The organism is Pseudomonas sp. MWU12-2345 (assembly GCF_023242385.1).
Classification (GTDB): domain Bacteria; phylum Pseudomonadota; class Gammaproteobacteria; order Pseudomonadales; family Pseudomonadaceae; genus Aquipseudomonas; species Aquipseudomonas gingeri_D.
Window position 1 is genome coordinate 1,432,880 of the sequence record NZ_JALLJA010000001.1, and the last position, 19,124, is coordinate 1,452,003.

At 57.8% G+C, this 19,124-nt stretch carries 13 protein-coding genes; 4 read left to right on the plus strand and 9 right to left on the minus strand.

The features are described 5' to 3' along the window. Positions 1 to 406: 406 nt before the first annotated feature. The 3 genes from M5C71_RS06030 (at position 407) to M5C71_RS06040 (ending at position 2,745) form a co-directional block, all read left to right on the plus strand. Positions 407 to 1,783: a glycosyltransferase family 39 protein gene (locus M5C71_RS06030; RefSeq protein ID WP_248767448.1), complete on the plus strand. Its 1,377-nt coding sequence runs from the start codon at positions 407 to 409 to the stop codon at positions 1,781 to 1,783. A 71-nt stretch (positions 1,784 to 1,854) separates the two neighbouring features. Then, positions 1,855 to 2,037, plus strand: a complete 183-nt coding sequence (locus tag M5C71_RS06035; RefSeq protein ID WP_248767449.1) for a hypothetical protein — start codon at positions 1,855 to 1,857, stop codon at positions 2,035 to 2,037. A gap of 360 nt (positions 2,038 to 2,397) precedes the next feature. After that, entirely contained in the window at positions 2,398 to 2,745 is a 348-nt protein-coding gene (locus M5C71_RS06040; protein ID WP_248767450.1) for a hypothetical protein, read from the plus strand. Between the two features lie 49 nt (positions 2,746 to 2,794). On the opposite strand, the gene M5C71_RS06045 is transcribed toward M5C71_RS06040, so the two are convergent. The 7 genes from M5C71_RS06045 to M5C71_RS06075 form a co-directional block, all read right to left on the minus strand. Next, positions 2,795 to 3,385: a hypothetical protein gene (locus tag M5C71_RS06045; RefSeq protein ID WP_248767451.1), complete on the minus strand. Its 591-nt coding sequence runs from the start codon at positions 3,383 to 3,385 to the stop codon at positions 2,795 to 2,797. Between the two features lie 41 nt (positions 3,386 to 3,426). Continuing rightward, the gene (locus tag M5C71_RS06050) at positions 3,427 to 3,987 is read right to left on the minus strand and encodes a hypothetical protein (protein ID WP_248767452.1); all 561 of its coding nucleotides are present in this window, start codon (positions 3,985 to 3,987) and stop codon (positions 3,427 to 3,429) included. 151 nt (positions 3,988 to 4,138) lie between these two features. Further along, positions 4,139 to 4,558: an RDD family protein gene (locus tag M5C71_RS06055; RefSeq protein ID WP_248767453.1), complete on the minus strand. Its 420-nt coding sequence runs from the start codon at positions 4,556 to 4,558 to the stop codon at positions 4,139 to 4,141. A gap of 266 nt (positions 4,559 to 4,824) precedes the next feature. Next, positions 4,825 to 5,301 (minus strand): hypothetical protein, encoded by a 477-nt coding sequence (locus M5C71_RS06060; protein ID WP_248767454.1) that lies wholly within the window; start codon positions 5,299 to 5,301, stop codon positions 4,825 to 4,827. Between the two features lie 5 nt (positions 5,302 to 5,306). Beyond that, entirely contained in the window at positions 5,307 to 13,814 is an 8,508-nt protein-coding gene (locus tag M5C71_RS06065; RefSeq protein ID WP_283093916.1) for a hemagglutinin repeat-containing protein, read from the minus strand. Between the two features lie 48 nt (positions 13,815 to 13,862). Continuing rightward, the gene (locus M5C71_RS06070) at positions 13,863 to 14,372 is read right to left on the minus strand and encodes a toxin-activating lysine-acyltransferase (protein WP_152742253.1); all 510 of its coding nucleotides are present in this window, start codon (positions 14,370 to 14,372) and stop codon (positions 13,863 to 13,865) included. 11 nt (positions 14,373 to 14,383) lie between these two features. Then, positions 14,384 to 16,084, minus strand: coding sequence for a ShlB/FhaC/HecB family hemolysin secretion/activation protein (locus M5C71_RS06075; protein WP_248764455.1), 1,701 nt, complete (start codon positions 16,082 to 16,084; stop codon positions 14,384 to 14,386). Positions 16,085 to 16,390: 306 nt separating this feature from the next. Between M5C71_RS06075 and M5C71_RS06080 the strand changes: the two genes are divergently transcribed. Then, entirely contained in the window at positions 16,391 to 17,296 is a 906-nt protein-coding gene (locus tag M5C71_RS06080) for an AraC family transcriptional regulator (protein ID WP_152742254.1), read from the plus strand. 1 nt (position 17,297) lies between these two features. On the opposite strand, the gene rtcA is transcribed toward M5C71_RS06080, so the two are convergent. Together rtcA and M5C71_RS06090 are read right to left on the minus strand one after the other, a co-directional pair. Continuing rightward, positions 17,298 to 18,320 (minus strand): RNA 3'-terminal phosphate cyclase, encoded by a 1,023-nt coding sequence (gene rtcA / locus M5C71_RS06085; RefSeq protein ID WP_152742255.1) that lies wholly within the window; start codon positions 18,318 to 18,320, stop codon positions 17,298 to 17,300. Between the two features lie 9 nt (positions 18,321 to 18,329). Further along, positions 18,330 to 19,118 carry a nucleotidyltransferase domain-containing protein gene (locus M5C71_RS06090; RefSeq protein ID WP_177098861.1) on the minus strand — a complete coding sequence of 263 codons (789 nt, stop codon included), beginning with the start codon at positions 19,116 to 19,118 and terminating at the stop codon, positions 18,330 to 18,332. Between the last annotated feature and the right edge of the window lie 6 nt (positions 19,119 to 19,124).

Consider the following 19,124-nt stretch of genomic DNA (forward strand, 5'->3'; position numbering starts at 1 on the left):
TCCAAGATGCAACCATCAGTAATGACTCACTGACGAACTCGATCCGGCATGTACGCTTGCCGCAGACCCCGCCCAAAACAGCACATTGGGCTCGAGGGCATTCATGATCAGTGGGAGAACTTCTTTTCCCTTCGATGAAATTTCCTAGAAAGCTCCAAGCACTTGTTTGCGCCTGATCTGAACGCTAGGCTTCACTCCGTCACTGTCAATTCAGTGAGCGAGTTTAGTCATCCGCTGTCTGATCAGGCGCACAGTGCCACCTTCTCCGAGGCGCTTTTTTTCGGCCTCCGTTTTAAGGGTGGTCATGCACAGGGCACTTTGGTGCAGCGTTTTTCCTGATCACTGGCCGACTAATCCTACATCTTACGGCCCCCTTGCATCATTCATTCTTTGAGACACTCATCCTATGAAAGCCTTGACCAGGCACTTAACAAGACAGATTGCCGAAAGACCCTGCCTGGGTATTTTCTTTACCACACTTATCATCTTCATGGGATTACAATACAAGGCCGCCATCCTTAACTATACAACTCGCTTTGTCGATTTTGCAGACTACATGCTCCACCACGGCGTGACGCTGTTTCCTATTGCCGAAGACTTGAAACCTTACCCTGACTATACGATTGCAAACACCTTCCTGATTTATTTGGCTTCCTTACCTTTTGGTCGGATATCCATTCTTTCGATGGGTTTACCCTACTGCATTTCAGCGGCTTCGATGCTGGTGTTTATTTATAAACTGGGGGTATTGCATGAGAGAAAATGGGGGTTGTATGGTGTCCTTTTTTCGCTGTTCACCTGGGCGTTTCTGGATGGGGTCAATTCTTTAGCGCTTGACGTCTATCCCGCGCTGTTTACGGTGATCTGCTTCTACCTGGCCTACTCCGCAGACTTGAAAAAAGATCCATCGCGCCTGTTTTTTGTGTTTGTCGGGTTGGCACTGGGTTTTATGTTCCGCGGCCCTATTGGCCTGATCGGCCCGGCGATCGTTGTCGCGTCTTATTATCTGCTGAGCAGGCAGTGGCGCAGGGTATTTTTATTTTCATTGATCTCTGGCCTGATTTTCATTTCAGGTGCTGCCTTGCTGGCATGGGCCGCCTACCTGCAAGGCGGCACAGCTTTCATGCAAGATGTATTGATGATGCAAGGGCTGGAGCGCTTCGCCAGCAACCATTCGCCGCGCTATTACTTCTATTTTACCGGAGGATTGCTGGTCTACGGTGTCACGGCATTTTTTGCCTTGATCGTTATCGTAAAAAAACACAGACAATTCTTTTGTGCGCCTCGACAGTTCGACAACGGCATGCTGCTTTATCTCAGCGCGTGGTTGCTTGCCCTGCTTATACTCTTCACCCTTCCCAACTCGAAAAAATCGCGCTATATACTTTCAATCACACCGGCTATTTCGCTATTGGCCGCCTATATTTTTGTCGATAAATCGGGCGTATTTCTCAGAGCAAAAAACTGGCTGCTGCGGTTCTGCCTGGGGCTCCCCGCCGTTGGATTGGGGTTGGCCTTCCTAGTACTGATATATAACGCTTACGCAACGACTCCACTGCAACCAAACTATCCAGGTATTCTCGGTAGCTTTGTTGCTCTTACCGCCGTCCGTTACACGCTAATCAAATATTGGTCCGGACATCCGCATCGTGAACTGATTACCCTGTCGTTCGGGGTCGGAGCATTTCTCTTGCTGGATGCATTTTTCTTTAACCCCATCACTTATCACCTCGAGTTGGCGAACGAGCCGACGCCCAGGTTTCTCCCCTATTGGTTTTGGTGAGAACCCTCCGAGGGTAAGCCCAGGTGCTGAGCGGACACACCATCAGCCCTGGCGCCTGACAGGACTCCGTCATGGAACGGGAGGCGGCGCTTCCCGCGACGTTGATGATAATGGTCAATGTCTCGCCACTGACTGAGACCAATTCCCGACCAGGCGCGACCGTCACCAACCTGCCGTACTTGAGTAAAGGATACGGCTCAGGCTGTATCGTCCTTGATGATCGCCAGGGCGAATGTAATGCAACGCAGGCCTGACATCGGCGGTGATACTGTCTGGCGATTGGGCGCCAAGCGAGAGAACTCTCTTTCCCTTGAGTGAAATTTCCTAGAAAATCCCGACCGCTTGTTTGCGCCTGATCTCATGGCTAGGCTTCACTCCGTCACTGCCAATTCAGTGACCGGGTTTAGCAGCTCGTTTTTACCGAGGCACGCAAGTGCCGCCTTCCGTTCAAGCGGCGTTTTTTTTTGCGCCTGCTGTTCTTTATGGTGGCTGTGCGTGGGGCACTTTCGAGTGCGCCGGGTCCCTTGGTAACCGGTCTGCTAACCCGCGTACAGTCGCCACCCATTCCGTTTAGCAGCGATGTCTGGCGACTCCACTTACCAAGGAGTTTTGCCATGTTCAAGGTCACCCCCAATCCGCCTGTGATACTCAACGTTGAAACCATCGACCCTCGTGCCGCCGACCGGGCTTTGTCTCACTACAATCTCGGGCCGGACGCTGGTTCGAAGCCCGCACCAAACGCTGCCCTGCATGATCATCTACCTGCCCCAAGACACCAGGAAGACGCCCTGGTCAACGTCTATTCGATTCTGCAATCCGCCGCAGCCACAGCCTATGAGCACGCCGATAACCAAACCGGCTCGAACCGCAAAGTGGCGATGGGTGTGGTACACCTGATTGAGCTGGCACAGTTGAAGATGGACTCGGTGCTTGATGGACAGAGCATCAGCGTCGGAGGCTGATAGGACTGGGTAGTTGAACGGGAAGCCGTACTTCCCGTTCCGCACCCTTTTACACCTTCTTCCTCGCCGCCTGGGGCCGTTTCTTCCGAGTAGCCGGCTTCACCGCAGCCTCCCTTCCCGGCCATAGCGACACGCCCAGGGCAATAAGAATCACTGCACCCAGGCCACACACCGAGATCATCACAACATTCGCCTTCCACTCTCCCATTGCGACAGCTTCGCTTCTCCAAGCCATCCATGGATGGTCTGGCGACACCCTCAGCCCCTCGGCTGCCGCCTTGTCGCAGAATCGTTTCGTCAGCGCGTTCTGCTCACTCTGACTGATAACGGGATCGGGGTGACGGCTATACCTCGGCGTATCTGGCGGCGTCCAGGTTTCCTGATAGTGACGAGCGAAGTCGTCCCCGTAGCTGAACGTAGCCGAGACGTCCCACCACGAGTCCTGTTTGCTGTAGCGCATGTTCATCGAACATTGATCGACGCGAGCCGCAACCGACGGCCAGTCACGCGCTTGCCAAAGCGTGGCGGCATCGTAAAGCCCCATGCCAGCACAAACCAGGAAGACGATCCCGAACACGATGAGGACAATCGAACGAATACCAGAGAAGAAGGTTATGACCCAGGTAAAAAATCTCTGCATGATTTCCCTTGAGAGGTAGCCTTTGGTTTCTCAAATCGGACTCAAAGGCCCGATACGCTCGCCACGGGAATACGCGCCTCTGACTGGGTGACATCGTAGACATGCTGTTCGCAGCGGTCACCCACAAACTGAAACTCCACCAGATAGACCTTGCTTCGCTCCGGTGTGAATGTGCTTCTAACCGGGCCACATCGGTAGATACGCCCAATGCTCTCGTCACTGGCGTAACCCGAGACCACGAACGGTTGATCGGCGTCGGCCTGTACCTCCAACTGCGGGAAGCGCTTCAAAGTTGCGCTGCTAACCGTTTCGTTGAGCGTGGCAATCCAGCCGAACACCTTGCCCCGACCGGTATCCACTACAGTTCCCTGTACATCCATGCGCTGGTCAGGATCCGTTGCGCGCCTGATCGAAAACTCTACTGGGTGGGTGGCGCCCGACGCTTTCATGATGACCTTGGCGTGCTGCGCATCGACGACCACCTTGTTCTGGCGCAGTTGGATACCGTCCTTGAGCAAACTGGGGGAAGAGTCTCTGACGTTGGATTTACACCCAGACAATATCAGAATCAGGCTCAACATTAGCAGTGACGTTTTTTTCATAAACACTCCATGTACATCATTAAAAATTACTTGCCGCCCGACTGAGGTATTTCAGGAGCAGACAACGTTACCCTTTCCTTTTGCACTTCATCAGCAGTTGTGAGAGGAATCAACCGTTTTCAATACTCTGCGATATCGAAAGATATAACACCTATTCTGCGTTGATCACTACTGTCGACGCGAGCATGTCCCCCAATCTTTTCCGCCCTCCAAAAAATACGAACACCCAATCTATAAATAGCAGATTAAACTTCAAAAAATTCCGAACAAATGACTGAAGATAGCTGCAGCCTAAAAGGCTGAACTCATCAACAGCTGAAATCTTCATCATTTTTTTACCAATGCTTTGGCCATCCCAAATAGCGTCAGAAAATAAAAAATATCCGCCACCGACGACCATCCCCACGAGAGAGGCGATACTGTACGGGCCTACAAAGCTCAAAACCGTGATGATGACAGAAATCAGAAAAAGCACGATGACTGAGTCAATGATCTGAGCAGCTAATCGACGAATTGGGCTGGCCAAATTGGGAGAGTGTTTCTGTGCGCGTCCATCCATACTGAATTCCATATTATCTCTTGACTGCCGGATCACTGTAAGAAATTACTGACAAGGTAACTTGAAAAAGGGACGGATTTATTTTCAGACGCGACTGACAAGACTACCGCTCACTCACGCATAAAAAATAAATCGTCCTTTTTTAGGCCTTAAAACAAGTTCCCTCGCCTCTTCATCAACGCCAATAGCATCAAAAACACCAGCCTGTTCGATTATCATACAACCTCATTTGAGGCCTATCCACATTTACCGCCACATAAGGAATCTGAGCGCTATCATTACTGCATATCAACTGGCGTATCGCCCCCAGGCGCTGAAGGCTTTGTTTCAACAAGTAGCGCCCGCATAGAAATACGAGTTTCTGAGTCAATCTTCCCAGCCCCCAGAAAATAATAAATCGCAAAATGTACCTCGACAGGAAACTGTACGCGGCGCTCATACAAGTAATTAAAAAAAACTTTGGCGCTCATCCGTCGGACAAATACATCTGAAACCATGAATTTCATCGCATTCGCCCCTCCAGTTTCCAATAGATGTTGTAGCAGCAAAATCTGTTGCTCAGCAGACAAATCCCCTCTAGCAGCTAAGGCGGCAGCGGCTCGTACATTTTTATGCATGATCTGCATAATAATTTCCAACTTATGCTCCGTGCCCAACCCCCTGAGAACCTTAGCCAAATCGTTTTCTAGATTTGGCAGTCGGCGCTCAACAAGTTGAGTCGCCAGTTTCTTTGCAAGATCAATAGGCTCACTCATGATCGTTACTCACCTATAGGTTTAAAGAGATCATATGGCAACTTTACCACAGATGCTCCTGCAGCTGATGGTTGATAATGCCCTGAGCTGTTATCCCAGAATTTCAGGCTGCCTTTCTGTGAAAACTGAATTGTACCTGCATAGTCAACATCAGCACCTCTTGACAGAGACAAATGCCCCGAGACATCAGGATCATTTTTAGGTGGTGCAATTCTTATTTCACCGTCAACTTGAACAAAATCAAACACCCCTTTAGGCGTACGGAGATCGCCGTTTGGCATCTGATATTTGAAATCCCCCATTTCAGTTTGAATCAATTTATACCGAGGCCCTGGCATTGCCGGATCGTCAGGAAAGAGATTTGATAATTTCCCTGTCGAACTCGCGGCTGCCGCCTCATCAATCGCAGCCACTCCTCTACTTGCCCCTAGCCCGCTACTAAAGTCCCCAATGCCATCTACAACCTGCCCGTTAACAGTTGAAGGATAATCTCCAGAAAGTTTTCCGCTATACGGACCTTCAGAGCTGGCCCACGCAGACTTCCCAGTCGAACCTTTTGCGCTCGCACCAATCTCAGCTACATCTACTGCCCCTTGTACACCACCGACCTCTTTCGCCGCAACGCCCAGTGCCATATCATTTGTCACCGGTGCTTCAGGTGACGACGCCTTGAAACCAGAGTATCCCGCGAGCGTAGCTGTCAATATCTGCAAAGTCATTGCCGTATCATAACGACTTGCCTGCTCTTCCCAGCTTAGCTTTGACTCTTTTGCCATTGCAGTGATGGCTGCATCTCGCGTCACACTTTCATGATCCAACCCCAGCAAAATAGTTTCAACATTTCTTGCATCATTCGGGTATAAATCTTTATACAACAAGTTATAAGTTACGTTCCCCCCATACTCTTTCAACGCATCTTGCGCAGTTACTAGCAGGGCACCACAAGCGGCCCCCGACTTGTTCCCAGCAGTGCAGACAGACTGAATAGCGGCATTTCTATCCTTATCAAGCTGATTTATCTCGGCTAACTTCTGAGTTTCTTCAGGCGTGAGCGGCTCGTGCAACTGTTTGTACTCAAGCCCTTTCTTTTCTTTTGCTTCTGACACGCTCAGGTAATTATTCTCTACCGCATTTTTCCCAACCTGTGCCGCCGCTACCGCATTCAACGAATTATTACCCGTCACCGCCCCCGCGATCCCCGCTGTCAATGTGGACAAGCTGGAAATCGTCTGTTTCTGCTCTTCGGTCAGATTATCATTGCTGATGTCACCGTAGAGGTCCTTCCTGATCAGGCGTGCAGTTTCTTCGGCCACAACTGCGCCAGCAGCACCCGCTAGCGCCGAATTGCCTCCCGATCTGGCTAACACCGCCCCCAGAACAGCGTGAGCCATCAGATTCGCGGTATCGTCGCCCTCCGTCATCTGTTTTACAGTCTGGGCAAGATAAGGTGCTGCCGCTCCCGCTAAAGCCCCACCAATATTTCCACCAGCCACCCCTTCAACAATCGCGGTGACGGCTTGGGCTGCTTTTCTGAAGCTGCTGCCCACACCGTATGCCTGGCTGACCTGCTCGGCGATTTGCTCATTGCTCGGGTCAGCGTTGCCCTTGTCCAATAGCGCTTGTCGGGCAGACTTCGACTCTTCGCTATTGGGATCTTGAGCCGCCTTCATTTTTGCCGTGGCGATAGCATCAGCAAGACCATTAGCCAGTTCTACCGAACTCCTTACAAGCTCCATCCGCTCTTGCATGGCCTTTTCGTCGGGCTTGTCCAACTTATGATTGGCGTTCGCGGTATCGCGGTTGAGCCCAACCAGATCATTCGCGCCCTCGGCGCTACGTACGACTATCGCGCCCTCGCTGACGGCGCTGCGGGTTTTGTTGTGATCCGAGTCGGTCAGTGCAATACCAAACAAACCACCCAGTGAGGCCGTTGGCCCTCCATCACCACCGGAACTTGCAGACACGCTCACACCAACCGACTGGCTCTTGATCTCACTGGTGTTTTTGATATCGCTGACAATCAACCGATTCGTGTTGAGCAGGTTCTTGTCCGCGGACGCTTCACTGGCAATAACCGCGCCTTGCAGGATGGTGTTGTCACCGACATGGATGTTGTAACCACCCGCCCCCGCGAACAGCCCGCTCTGATCCGTCACGGCCTTGTAGTTACTGTTCATGTTGCCCGCCGCCAAGCTGGCGGAAGCCGTCACCGTCGAGCCGTAGCAGAACGGCGGAATACAAATGCTCGCGCCGAAACCAGCACTGCCCTGCTCACTCTTCTGGGTCTCGCTGTCCTGACGCGAGGTGATATTGAGATTGCCGCCGATATCCGCCTTGATGCTGTTCGCCCGGACCTGCGCGCCAGCCAAGGTGGTGTCCTGACCACTGCGCAGGACCAGGGAGCCGGTATCGAGGGTGCTGTTGACCTGGGTTACAGCCCCCCCGTCTCCCAGGCTCTTGGCGATGGATGCGCCCAGGTCGAGGGTGAAGCCATTCTGCTCACCGATATTGAAACTGGCACCGATCGCGGTTCTATCGTTATTGCTGTCGTTGGCCCAGTTCGCAGTGTCCTGCGCACTTTCCAGGGTGATGTTGTTCTTCGCCAGCAACAGTGTATCGGCCGCTTTCATGCCGCTGCCAATGACATGAATATCGCCTGCCGTTCCCGCCGCGCTGCCATCGGCGATGATCGTCAAGGTTTTACCCGCCGTGAGCGAGCTTTGTTTGGCAGTCTGGCTGTCGTACTCACTGGTACTGGTGTTGTGGGTGTTCGCCAGTTCAGTGCCGATCTTGATCAACGAACCCTTGCTGGCAGAACCACCTGCCTTGTTGGCATAGCCCGACATAGCATCGTAGACGTCTGACGCCGTGCCCCCCAGGTTGTAACCCGCCAACGCCGCCTGCGCCCACTTGACCGCCTTGAGTCGAGGATCGTCCGCGCTGTTCGCGGCTTGTATCGCGCTGCGAATGGTGTTGTAGCTATCGACCACCATGCCGCCCAGTACTCGCCCCACCGCCAGGCTGCGGGTCTCGTCGGTGCTGCTCTGACTCGCGCTCTCCATACCGGCAGCGATGGTCACATTGGCACCGGTCAGGCTCATGCTCTGGGTGCTGACCAGATCGCTGGCGGTCACGCTGAGCGAGCGACCGGCGCTAAGCGACACATTGCCTGCACTGGAACCAAGGGTGCTGCCGGTCAAGGTGGTTTCCGAGGACTGGCCGGTATGGTTCTGGCTGCTGATGGACAGGTGCTGGTTGCCGGTCATGTCATCGAGGCCCAGCTTGTTCCCCGTCAGCACGCCGGTGAAGTCGTGGTTCTTTTCCTTGTGCAGTTCGTTGCGGGTGAAGGTGTTTTGCGCCGCATCGATCTGCAGGTCACGCCCCGCGCTCACGGTGATATCCGCCGTGCTCACCAGCGACGATCCACGGACCAGTCCATCCTGCCCGGCCTGGACATCGACGCTGTTGCCGGAGACCAGGCTACCCACCGCCGTGGTTCGGGTTTCGCTGACCTTATCGGTCACTTTGCTGGCCTTGAATCCACCCAGGCTGCGGCTATTGCTGTCTTTGTCGTGGCGCGTCTGCGTGCTGTCGACAGCGGCGACAATCGAAAGATCGTTACCCGCCGAAAGCTGAGCCGCACCTTTCTCCGCGATCACTTCGCTGCCCTGAACCACCAGGTTGCGTCCAGCCTGGACCGCCAGTTGCTGCGCATCGAGGTGCGAGCCCTGGGCGGTGGTTTCAGTGACGGAGTCGCGGGTGGTCGTGGTTTTGCTGGAAAGGAAGCCATTGCTGCCTTTGACCTTGTGCGCTTCGTCGGCGCTGCGCATGTTCTCGCCGGCCGTCAGGTTGACGTCCCGCACAGCCTGGGCAATCACGGTACCGGCGGTGCTGCTGAGGCTGGCGGCACGCGCATTGATGTCGTTGCCGGCGCGCAGGCCCAGGTCACCCTGGGTCTGCAGGCTGCTGCCACTCTCGTTGCGGCTCGCTTCGGTGCGCCAGTTGTCCGCGTTCCAGTGGTTGCTCTGGTCGCGGCTCTCGATGACCGTTGTCAGGTTCAGGTCACGACCGGCGGACAGGCTGGTGACACCGGCGCTGCCGCTATTGACCACTTGCGCGCCCTGCAGGTTGATATCACGTCCGGCGGTGGCCATCAGGTTGGCCGCCGGATCGGAAACGAACAGACCGGCGACCCGCGAAAGATTGGTCTGGCTACCCTGCGCGCTGTGGGTGGTGAGCGTGCTGGACTGCACATTCAGATCACGCCCGGCGCTGACCATCAGGCTCTTGTCGGCGGCAATCCGGCCACCGAGGTTGTTCAGGTCCTGCGTCGCGTCAAGGCTGACGGCGCTGCCTTGAATACGCCCTTCCAGGTTATTGAGCGTGTCCGCCTTGATCGAGACCACTTGCCGTCCCGACAAGCTCGCGCTGTTGACCAGATTGCCCGTCACGTTCAGGTTCAGTTGCTGCCCGGCCATCAAGCCGCCGGCGCCGTTGATGTCGCCGTCACGGACCCGCACATAGACCTGCGGCACCAGCACACTGCGTACCTCGCCACTGGCCAGCGTCACATCCTTGGCCACCAGCCAGACGATATCGCTGGTCAACTGGGCCATTTGTTGCGCGGTCAGGGCGACACCGGGAATCAGCTTCCAGTTATTCGCGTAGGTGACGGCGTTGTCGATCAGGCCGCGATACTGCGCTTCGTCACTGGCATAACCGTCGACAAAACGGCGACCGGTCAGTTGCGCCACCTGCTCGCGAATCAATTTCTGCTCATAGAAACCATCACCCATGCGTTGCTGGGTCGCCGCCGGGTCCAGGTTCAGCCGGCCGAGCATGTAGTCCGAGGACAGCCACTGGCCATAGTTGGTGAAGCGCGGATCGGTTTCGACCAGATAACGGGAGGTGCTGCCGGGCATCGAACGAAACAGCGCGTTGTCCGGCAAGGCGCTGTTCACCCCGCCGGTGAGAATACGCTCAGCCACGCCACCGACATTGTTGGTGGCGTTGGCCAATACTTCGCTGATCGGCGTGAGGCTTGGCGCTTGGATCGTACGGCTGGACACCTCGGTAGCGCCCACCGCCCCAAGGTTCAGGCTTGCAACCTGGGGGCCACTGCCTTGAGGCGCGGTGTTCTGTTCGTAGACCGTCGGCTGCAAGGAAATAGCCTGCACGCTGGGCGCCGGGTTGTAGGCGGTAGAGTCGATCCCCTGACGGTCGCGGCCTTTGCGCTGGATGCGATAGAAGTGTTCGAGTGCGCCGCTGTCCGTGGTGACCTGCTGTCCGGCGACTTCGGTGTTGGTCAGGCTGTTGGCGTTGGTTTGCAACACGCCACCGGCGATGATCCGGCTCTTGTCGTTGAGGACCTGGCCGGCGTTGATCGTCAGATTGGCGCCGGCGAGTATCTGCCCGGGATCGGAACTGGCAATCTGGGTTTGGGTCACGACGCGGGTCAGGTCGTAGCGGTTCCAGTCGTCATTACTGCCTTCGGGTGTCACCAGAATGTCGACTTCGTTGTTATAGGTCGAAATCTGATTCGGATCGTAGCGATTGACCGAGCCCGTCAGTTGATACTGTTGCAGCGCCTGGCGCGAGACCTCGACTTCACGTGTCGAGAAGTGTTCGTTGGTGTTGCGCACCGAGGCCGCGTTCAACGTCAGGGCACCGAGGGCCTCGATGGTCGCACTCGCGTTATTGAGTTCGAGGGCCTGACCGGTCGCGTGGTAGGCGCTATCTAGCGCCCCACCGATGGCCATGTCTCCGGTACTGAAGATCAAGCCATGTTCGCTGTTGTTCAGGTATTGCGCACCGATATCCAGGCTCACACGAGCGGCGATCACCGCCGCCGTACCGTTTTCGACGGTATTGGTCAATGTGCCCGCCGCCAGCGCCAACTGGTCACCGTAGATTCGTCCGGTGCCCAGGTTGCTCAAGGTCGGCGCGCTCAGCCGAGTGTACTGGCCGTCGATCAGGCCGCGGTTGACCAGCGACTCGCTGGCACTCAGTTGTACCTGCAAGGCACTGATCTCAGCGGCGGCAGCGTTATCGATTTGCCGGGCCGACAGCGTCAGCAGGTTACCCGCCTGCAAGCTGCCCTGGTTACTCAGTCCCCCCGTGGTGGCCAGGGTCAGATTGCCATTGGCCTGCAGCAGGCCGGTATTGAGGTAATCGCCATTGAGGGTGAAGGACAGATCACCCAGGCTCAAGGCCCGACCGTTGCCGGTATAGCTGGCGCTGTTGAGCGTCAACGAGCGCCCCGCGACCAAGGTGCCGCCCTGGTTGCTCACGGTTTGGGTTTTAGCCGCCAGGTTACGGTCGGTCAGCAGAAACTGGGTACCGGCCGAGATCTTCCCGGACTGGTTGTCCAGCACGCCGCTGCCGGTCACGGTCAAGGCCTGATCGGCAATGATCGAGCCGACCTGGTTGCCCAACTGATCGGCGTTGAGGCTGATGGTGCGCCCTTCAATGCCTTGATCCAGGCCTTGGGTGCCGGCGTTGTCGATCTGCCCCGCGGTCATCAACAGATCGGCACCGGTGCGAATCAGGCCGCCGCTGTTATCGAGCTTGCCGTCGATGGTGAACTTGAGGTTACCCAGTGCTTCGATGCGCCCGCCGTGATTGTCGAGGCTGGTTGCCGCGATTGTCGCATCGGTACCGCTCTGGAGTTGCCCAGCGCCGCCATTGCCGATGCTCCCCGCCGTGATGTCCAGGGCCTGCCCGGCACCGACGAAACCAGCGGTGTTGAGCAACTGGCCCGAGACCAGCGCGATCGATTGCAGCGCCTGAAGGTGACCGTTACTGTTGTCCAGCAAACCGTCCGTGGCCGTCAGTGTCAGGCTCGACTTCACCGAACCGATACTGCCCTGGTAGTTGCTCAGCGAGGCGGCAGTGATTTTCAGTGCGCCCTGGCTGGCGATCACACCTTGGCTGTTATCCAGTGCCCCCTGCAAATCGATGCTCGCGAGTGACAGGCCGCTCTGCAGGATTTCGCCTTTCACGTTGGACAACTGACCGGCCTTGATCCCTACTTGAGCCGCACTGACTGTGGCGCCATCGGTGCGCAATACCTTCGCTGCTGTGGCGGTCAGCGTGCCCTTCGCGGACACGCGGGCCCGGCTGACGTCGATATCGCCCTGCCCGCTGGTGAGTGTCAGTTGGGCGGCGGAGGTCTGGCTGTCACTCAGGTCGACGGCCGCCGCCTGGGCCTGCAGACTTTCGGCGGCGATATTCTGCCCCTTGGCGCTGAGCTGGCCCGAAGCGTCCAGGGTCAATGAGCCGGTCTGGCCCAGCTTGCCACTGCTGTCGACCCCGGCAGCCAGGGTCGAACCACTGGTGCTGCGCAGGTTCACGGCCGCCACCCGGGTATTGCCCTGGGCGGCGACGATACCGCTGTTGTCGATGTCGGCCGTGGTCTTGAGCGTCAGGTCGCCCTTGGCGTACAGCGTGCCACTGTTCTGGACTCCGCTGCCTGTCTCGACCTGCGTCGAACCGGCACTGCTGATCTGTCCGCTGTTTTCCAGACGTCCATCGGCACGGATCACCACCTCGCCGGCACTGGCGCCGATCTGCCCGGCATTGCGCACCCCGACACCGGCGCCATTGCCCACCAGGACGATCTTGCCCGCATACATGCCGCCCAGTTGCGCGACATCGATGCCGACCACGGGTACAGCCGCAGTGCTGTTGTCGGCGGCGGTCTTGCCGGCCTGGATACTCAAGTCCTTGGCCCAGATACCGGCATTGACCTCGACGGTGCGCGCGATGATTTCGGTGTAGTCGCTGTCGCGGGTATCCATCCCGGCACCGTTGATGGAGACCTTGCCGCCGGTGACCTGATAGCCGCGCAACTCGCCGTTCTCGAGCTGCGCCTTGCCGGTGGTGAGGGTCGCGCGATTGGCGTTGATGAATCCACAGCCGTCACAACTGATCCCGGATGGGTTGGCGATCACCACCTGAGCCCGGGAGCCGGCCACTTCGACATAACCGTTGAGCTGGCTCGGATTGCTCGAGTTGACCTCGTTGAGGATCACCCGCGCCGTGCCCCTGCCCAGCGCCGGGTTGCCATCCACCCAACCGCCAAGCTGGGTCTGACTGTTGGTCGCCGAGTTATTGAGGATCACACCACGCCGATCGACATCGAACTGTTGATAGGTATTTCGCGACACACCGCCCGCGCTGGGCGCGGTGATATTGACCTGGGTGACGCCGTTCCCGGTCACCCCGATGCCCGGCTGCTGCGCGGCAGGTGCGCCGGGGTCGGCGACCACCGCCGCCTGGGCCGACGAGGCGTCCAGCAGGATCAGGCCGAGCGCCGCCATCAAGGCAAAACGCAGGGGTGTCAGTCGTACCACGCAGCCGACGCCAGGCGCTGCGCCTGCCACATGACCGCCAGCTGATTTCGAGCCACTGCTCACATTTTCGGCCACCACCATCAACAGGCCGCGCGCCTTGTTGAAAATGATCCGATACAGATGCTTGTTAATGTTCCAATTCCTTTTGAGCTGCGCCAATCCGTAGAGGCGCCAGATATCAAGATAAAAAGCTGCGGGTTGTGAGACCTAAGGCAGCGGGTGGGTGGCGAACCAGGCACGCGCTTCGGCAGGCAGGACACCGATGCCCTGCCAAGTCTTGATACTCAAGCCACGCTCATCGCCCCGATGCCCCAGGTGACGGCCGAAGCGTTGCGCCCAGAGACGGCTGTGCAGCAATTTCGATAGCTGCCTGGTATGCCCGAAAGGCGCGACCCAGTCGCTGATCCAAAGACGTTCGCCACTGTTCCAGTCGGCCTCCGGCATGCACACCGGCGGGTTGTGCAGATAGCGCTGTTCGGCCTCGGCACTGAGGTTCATCCACGCCATATAGAACACCGGCCTGCCTTGCTCGCTGGCGAGCATGAACTGGCGCTGCTTGATCGCCGGCAGCAGCAGCGCCGACAAGCTATGCAACGGCGCATCGCGATGGGCCGCCGAGTGCATCCACAGCCAGACGGCGGAGCCGAGCACGCTCGCTTCGTTCCAGGGTTCGTCGAACAGTTGGGGTGCAAGGATTTCAAGACTGCCAAAACGCATATCTGCCTCCGTCAAAATGACCAGCTGAGATTGAAGCCAGCAGTCACATCGGCCGTCTCAAAGTTCTTGGGTTTCATAAGTGGTTGGCCAAGGAACAGGTCGTAGGACACCTGCTTGTAGCCACCGCGCATACCGACCACCGCACCGGCGAGTCGATTCCCGGACAGGTACTGGGCGGAGTGTCCGCCGACCTCGCCATAATCGACGCCGAGATAGAGTTCCTGGCTGTTCTGGAAGACAAACCAGCCCAGGTCATTGCGCAAGGTCCAGCCCCGTTCGGCGGAGAGGATCTGTTCGCCATCGAACCCGCGGACGCTGTAGCGCCCCCCGATGGAGAAGCGATCCTGGGCCACCAGCGGCGAGCGGTTCCATTGGCTACGCCAGGCGCCGATATAGCGAAATTGCTGTGTCCCGATACGGAATGGGCTTTGCAGTTGAGCGCTGGCGCTGATGATCTTCGACCGTGAAGTCCCCTCGTCGAGGTCTTCTTCCGGTGCGCGCAAGGCATGGAACGCCCCGGTACCGCGTCGATAGCTCAAGCCCAGATCCAGGGTGTTGCTGCCAATGAACTCGCGATGATCCAGCCCCATCTGCCACCCGGCCATGCGCCGGCGCTGCACTTCAATTTCGGTGTCATCGATGTAATTGCTGGAAGTCCGCGTCCAGCCACTGACCCAGGCCGACGTCTTGCGCACGGCGTCACGGTAGAGCAGTCGAGAAAGTTTCAGTTCGTTGTTGTTACTGTGACCCTGATAGTCATAACTCTGATTGTTCCCGGCCACGGTCTGGTGATAGTCGTACTCGCTGGAGGTCAGCCCCAGTTGCCAGTAGTCGTACGGCAGCGAGTAGTACAGGGTGTGCCCTTCGGAACCGCGATCACCACTTTTGCCACCGCCCAGGTTGTGGCTGAAACTGGCATAGAACAGGTCATTGAGACTCAGCGGATTGTCCAGCGACAACGCGACGTTGCCCTGATACCTGCCGGTGTCCTTGCTGCCCGAGTCGTCCATCGACAGGCTCACGCGCGCAATGGAAGCTTGCTTCCAGAGGATCACCACATCGCTTTCACCCGGTTTGGCGTCGGTGTCGGTTGCCGGCGTGATCTGCACGTCGGCCTCGGCCGTGGGCACCCGTTTGAAGTTCTCCAGCGCCTGTTCAATATCCCGCAGGTTCAGCAGCTCACCGGGTTGGGCGGGCATGGCGTTCCACAGTGTCGCCCGCGACGGGGTGCCGTCGGCAAACCGGATATGTTTGATGCGTCCCGGAATCAGTACCAGGGAAAGCGTCCCCTGGCTCAGGTCCTGAGGCGCGGCCAGCACCCGCGTGGTGACGAAGCCCCGCGCAATGATCAGGTTCTGTATGCGCTTCATGGTCAGGTTGATGCCCGCGGCACCCAGGCAACGACCTAGTGCGGGATCAGACGCCGGGTTGGCGGCACGCAGGGCCCACTGGAAAGCCGCCGAATCCTCGCCTTCGAGCACAATATGGCGAATGGTGAAGCAGGGCGCTTCATGGGCCGGCAGCAGGCCCTGGCCATCATCGGCGGAAGCCTTGAGGCGTACGTCAGGGGAGGAGTCGAGCTGCTCACGCAGGACCCGTTCGCGCTCTTGCTGGCGCAGCAACGGTTGTTCCGGTGCCACCGGCTCGGCCGCCATGGCCGTGAGGCTGGCGGACAGGCTGATGATTGCGAAGGGGTAGAACGAATGTTGCAAAACTGACCGACCGGTCACGCAGGCACGCAACCGGGCACACAAACGAGGCTTGAAAAACACAACACATCCCTGAGAATAAAACTTCCTGCAACGCGCCGTTAATCAGCGCCTTGTCGAACAGCTGTAATGAAAAACCGACAAACCAGAAACAATTAGATACATCAACTCAGAAAAGTTCCGCGCCCCAGAGAAACAAAAGAACCGGCGTCGACAAACCAGCACAAGCCAAAATCCACCCGTGGCGTCGCAAAGCCCTCCTTCGCCCCTTAGAATGTCCGCATCCGGTTCAGTTCAAGGACAGTGTCGATGTCGAGTTCCTCCCGTGTGCGCACCTATGGCATGCAGCAACGCAGCGACCGCCCGGACTTCTATATCCGTGACAAACAGGCGCGCCCGGCCATCGTCACCCCGCACCGACATGACTACTTCCAGATCCAGATCAACCTGGGCGGCGACACCGTGCAGCACATCGGCGGCGCTATCCGGCCTTATCCGCGCCAGGCCCTGGCGTTTATCCTGCCCCATCGCCTGCACCTGATCCCGCACCCGGAAGACGGCAATTTTGTCCTGATCAACTTTTCCCAGGCGTTTTTCCTGCCGCACCTGCATTGCGACCCGCTGGACCTGGAGGACCTCTCCATCCATGACCTGCCGCAGCTGTCACCGTTCCAGCATCAGGAGCACCTGGATTTTATCCTCGCCGACCATGACTTCGCCGAAGTCCTGCTCCTGCTGGAAAAGATGCGCGAGCTGGATCAGGGTCGCGATCTTGGCACCCGCCAGGCGCTCAAGGGCTGCCTGCTGCAACTGACCGGCAAGATCTGCAGCCTGTATGCAGACGAGTTGCAGGCCCTGTCGGCGAACAAGGCGGCACGACGCGGCCGACGGGATGCACTGGCGCGGGTCTCGAGTTATCTGCGCGAGCATATCGCCGACCCGGCGCTGAACCTCAAGGACACCGCCGAGGCGGCCTTTCTGTCGCCCAACTACCTGACCCACTTGCTGCGCAAGGAAACCGGCAGCACCTTCTCGGAGCTGGTCCTGGAACGCCGCATGCGCCTGGCGCGCACGCACCTGCTCAACAGCGAAAAGCCGGTGAGCCAGATTGCGCAACTGTGTGGTTTTGCCGACGAGGCCTACTTTTCACGCCGTTTCAAGGCCACCCAGGGCCTGCCACCGGGGCAGTTTCGGCGCCGGCGGCAAGAATCCTGAATCAGGCGCGACACTCGACGTGCAACACCCCGTCCGCCGCTGTCGTACAGGTAATCCTCAGCGGCAGAAAACTCTCGATCACGCGAATATTGCTGTGCAGATGCTCGGTCATGCCGGGCGTAGTGAAACGCCCGCCACCGGCCAGGGCCATGGGCAACAGCAACTGATCGGCCAGGTGTTCGCCTACCGCGGCGCTGCTGTTCAACCAGCGTCTGGCAGACTCAACCGCTTCGTCCGCCACGGCCTCGGCCCGCAAGCGGGCTTGCCCGAATGCGCTGAACACCTCGGTCACCTGCTCACAGCGGTATTCCAGCAACAGCGCGTTGCCAGGACCTTCAGCCGGATCGATCAGCACTGTACGACGCGATTCACCCGGAAAGTCCAGGCGACTGCCAACCCTGGCCAACTCGCGCTCGGCCACGGATTCGGCAACCCCGCTGAGTAATACGCAGGCTTCGCGTGCAAGCACAACCCCGCGCTCATTCAGCTGCAAAGCCTTCAACGACGAAGGCTGGATAAAGGCCTCCAGTTCGCCGCCGCCAGCTGGCACAAAACCGTGGCGCGAGAGCTGCAGCTCGACCTTCGCCTCCATCCGCCGCAACAGAGGCAACCAGGCACGCTCGAGAAACTCGAACGGCGGTGCCAATGGATTATGGGTGCCGCCCGTAATAACCACACGACTCGGCGCGGGTGCCTGCAATAAAGCAGGCAACAAAGTTTGCAGCACCAACGTGCAGCTCCCTGCCGTACCGATAGCGAAGCGAAAATCCCCACCACGAATCGGACCCGGCTCGAAATACAGGCTTTGCGAACCGAGTTGCGCGCCCTCCACCTTCGCCCCACACACCTCGGCGGATGCCAGCACCGCCGCCAGGTGTTGGCGCATCAAACCGGGACGGCTGCGCTTTGCCCGAATATTGCCGATCCGCAGCGCCCGCCCCGTCACCATCGACAGACTCAGCCCGCTACGCAATACCTGCCCGCCTCCCATGGCGCCATCCAGGCCAATCACATCCCTTTCCATATCCTTCCTTCATGCATAGCTGTAAACCATTTCCCTCAGGTAGCGATCCAGCCGTTGACTGTCTTCAGTGGTACGCGGCAATACCGGTACCGGACGCTCCAATTGTGTTTCGATAAACCCGTGCAGCGCCGGACGCCGAGGGCCGTAGGCGGATTCATCCGCACTGCGCTTAAGCCGCAGTAACTCATCAACCTCCTCCAGCAACAGCGGATCGTCGACGGTCTTGAGCAGGGCATCGAACGTCATGGGCGGGCGACCCAATCCCATGTCGATCCAGCGCACCGCCAACAAAGGTCGCAGCACGTAGAAATATTTCTTGAAACGCACTGTCTCGCCTTGCAAGTAGCCGCGGAAGTTTTTCCTGGCCATCGACAGGTAGTGATTGCGCGCGGCTGGCGGGCTATAGAACGCTTCAGCCAGTTCACGCAACGACCGGGTCGCGACCTCTTCGCTGTGATACACCAAGGGCGAGTCGAGCCATTCGAGCAAGGTCGGGTTGGACTTGCGCAACAACCCGAGGGTCTTGCGCAGCTCCCAGCCGCTGATATCCAGCTCGTCGTCCAAGGGCCGCTCGATCACATCCCGAGCCTCACTGACCTGGATGAACCAGTCCGGTTTTTCCACATAGACAAACCGCACATCGTAATCACTGTCCGTCGACGAAAAGCCCCAGGCACGGCTACCGGACTCGCAGGCATACAGCACCTTGACGTTGCGCTCGCGCTCTATCCGCGCAAGCTCCTCCAGCACCCGGGCGCGCATGGCGCTATCCAGCGGGTGACGTTCTGCATGTTCCATCTTTAT

Excerpts from the sequence above, each read along its gene's own strand:
- M5C71_RS06030 (WP_248767448.1), top strand. The coding sequence starts at position 407 with ATGAAAGCCTTGACCAGGCACTTAACAAGACAGATTGCCGAAAGACCC.
- M5C71_RS06035 (WP_248767449.1), top strand. The coding sequence starts at position 1,855 with ATGGAACGGGAGGCGGCGCTTCCCGCGACGTTGATGATAATGGTCAAT.
- M5C71_RS06040 (WP_248767450.1), top strand. The coding sequence starts at position 2,398 with ATGTTCAAGGTCACCCCCAATCCGCCTGTGATACTCAACGTTGAAACC.
- M5C71_RS06045 (WP_248767451.1), bottom strand. The coding sequence starts at position 3,385 with ATGCAGAGATTTTTTACCTGGGTCATAACCTTCTTCTCTGGTATTCGT.
- M5C71_RS06050 (WP_248767452.1), bottom strand. The coding sequence starts at position 3,987 with ATGAAAAAAACGTCACTGCTAATGTTGAGCCTGATTCTGATATTGTCT.
- M5C71_RS06055 (WP_248767453.1), bottom strand. The coding sequence starts at position 4,558 with ATGGAATTCAGTATGGATGGACGCGCACAGAAACACTCTCCCAATTTG.
- M5C71_RS06060 (WP_248767454.1), bottom strand. The coding sequence starts at position 5,301 with ATGAGTGAGCCTATTGATCTTGCAAAGAAACTGGCGACTCAACTTGTT.
- M5C71_RS06070 (WP_152742253.1), bottom strand. The coding sequence starts at position 14,372 with ATGCGTTTTGGCAGTCTTGAAATCCTTGCACCCCAACTGTTCGACGAA.
- M5C71_RS06080 (WP_152742254.1), top strand. The coding sequence starts at position 16,391 with ATGTCGAGTTCCTCCCGTGTGCGCACCTATGGCATGCAGCAACGCAGC.
- rtcA (WP_152742255.1), bottom strand. The coding sequence starts at position 18,320 with ATGGAAAGGGATGTGATTGGCCTGGATGGCGCCATGGGAGGCGGGCAG.
- M5C71_RS06090 (WP_177098861.1), bottom strand. The coding sequence starts at position 19,118 with ATGGAACATGCAGAACGTCACCCGCTGGATAGCGCCATGCGCGCCCGG.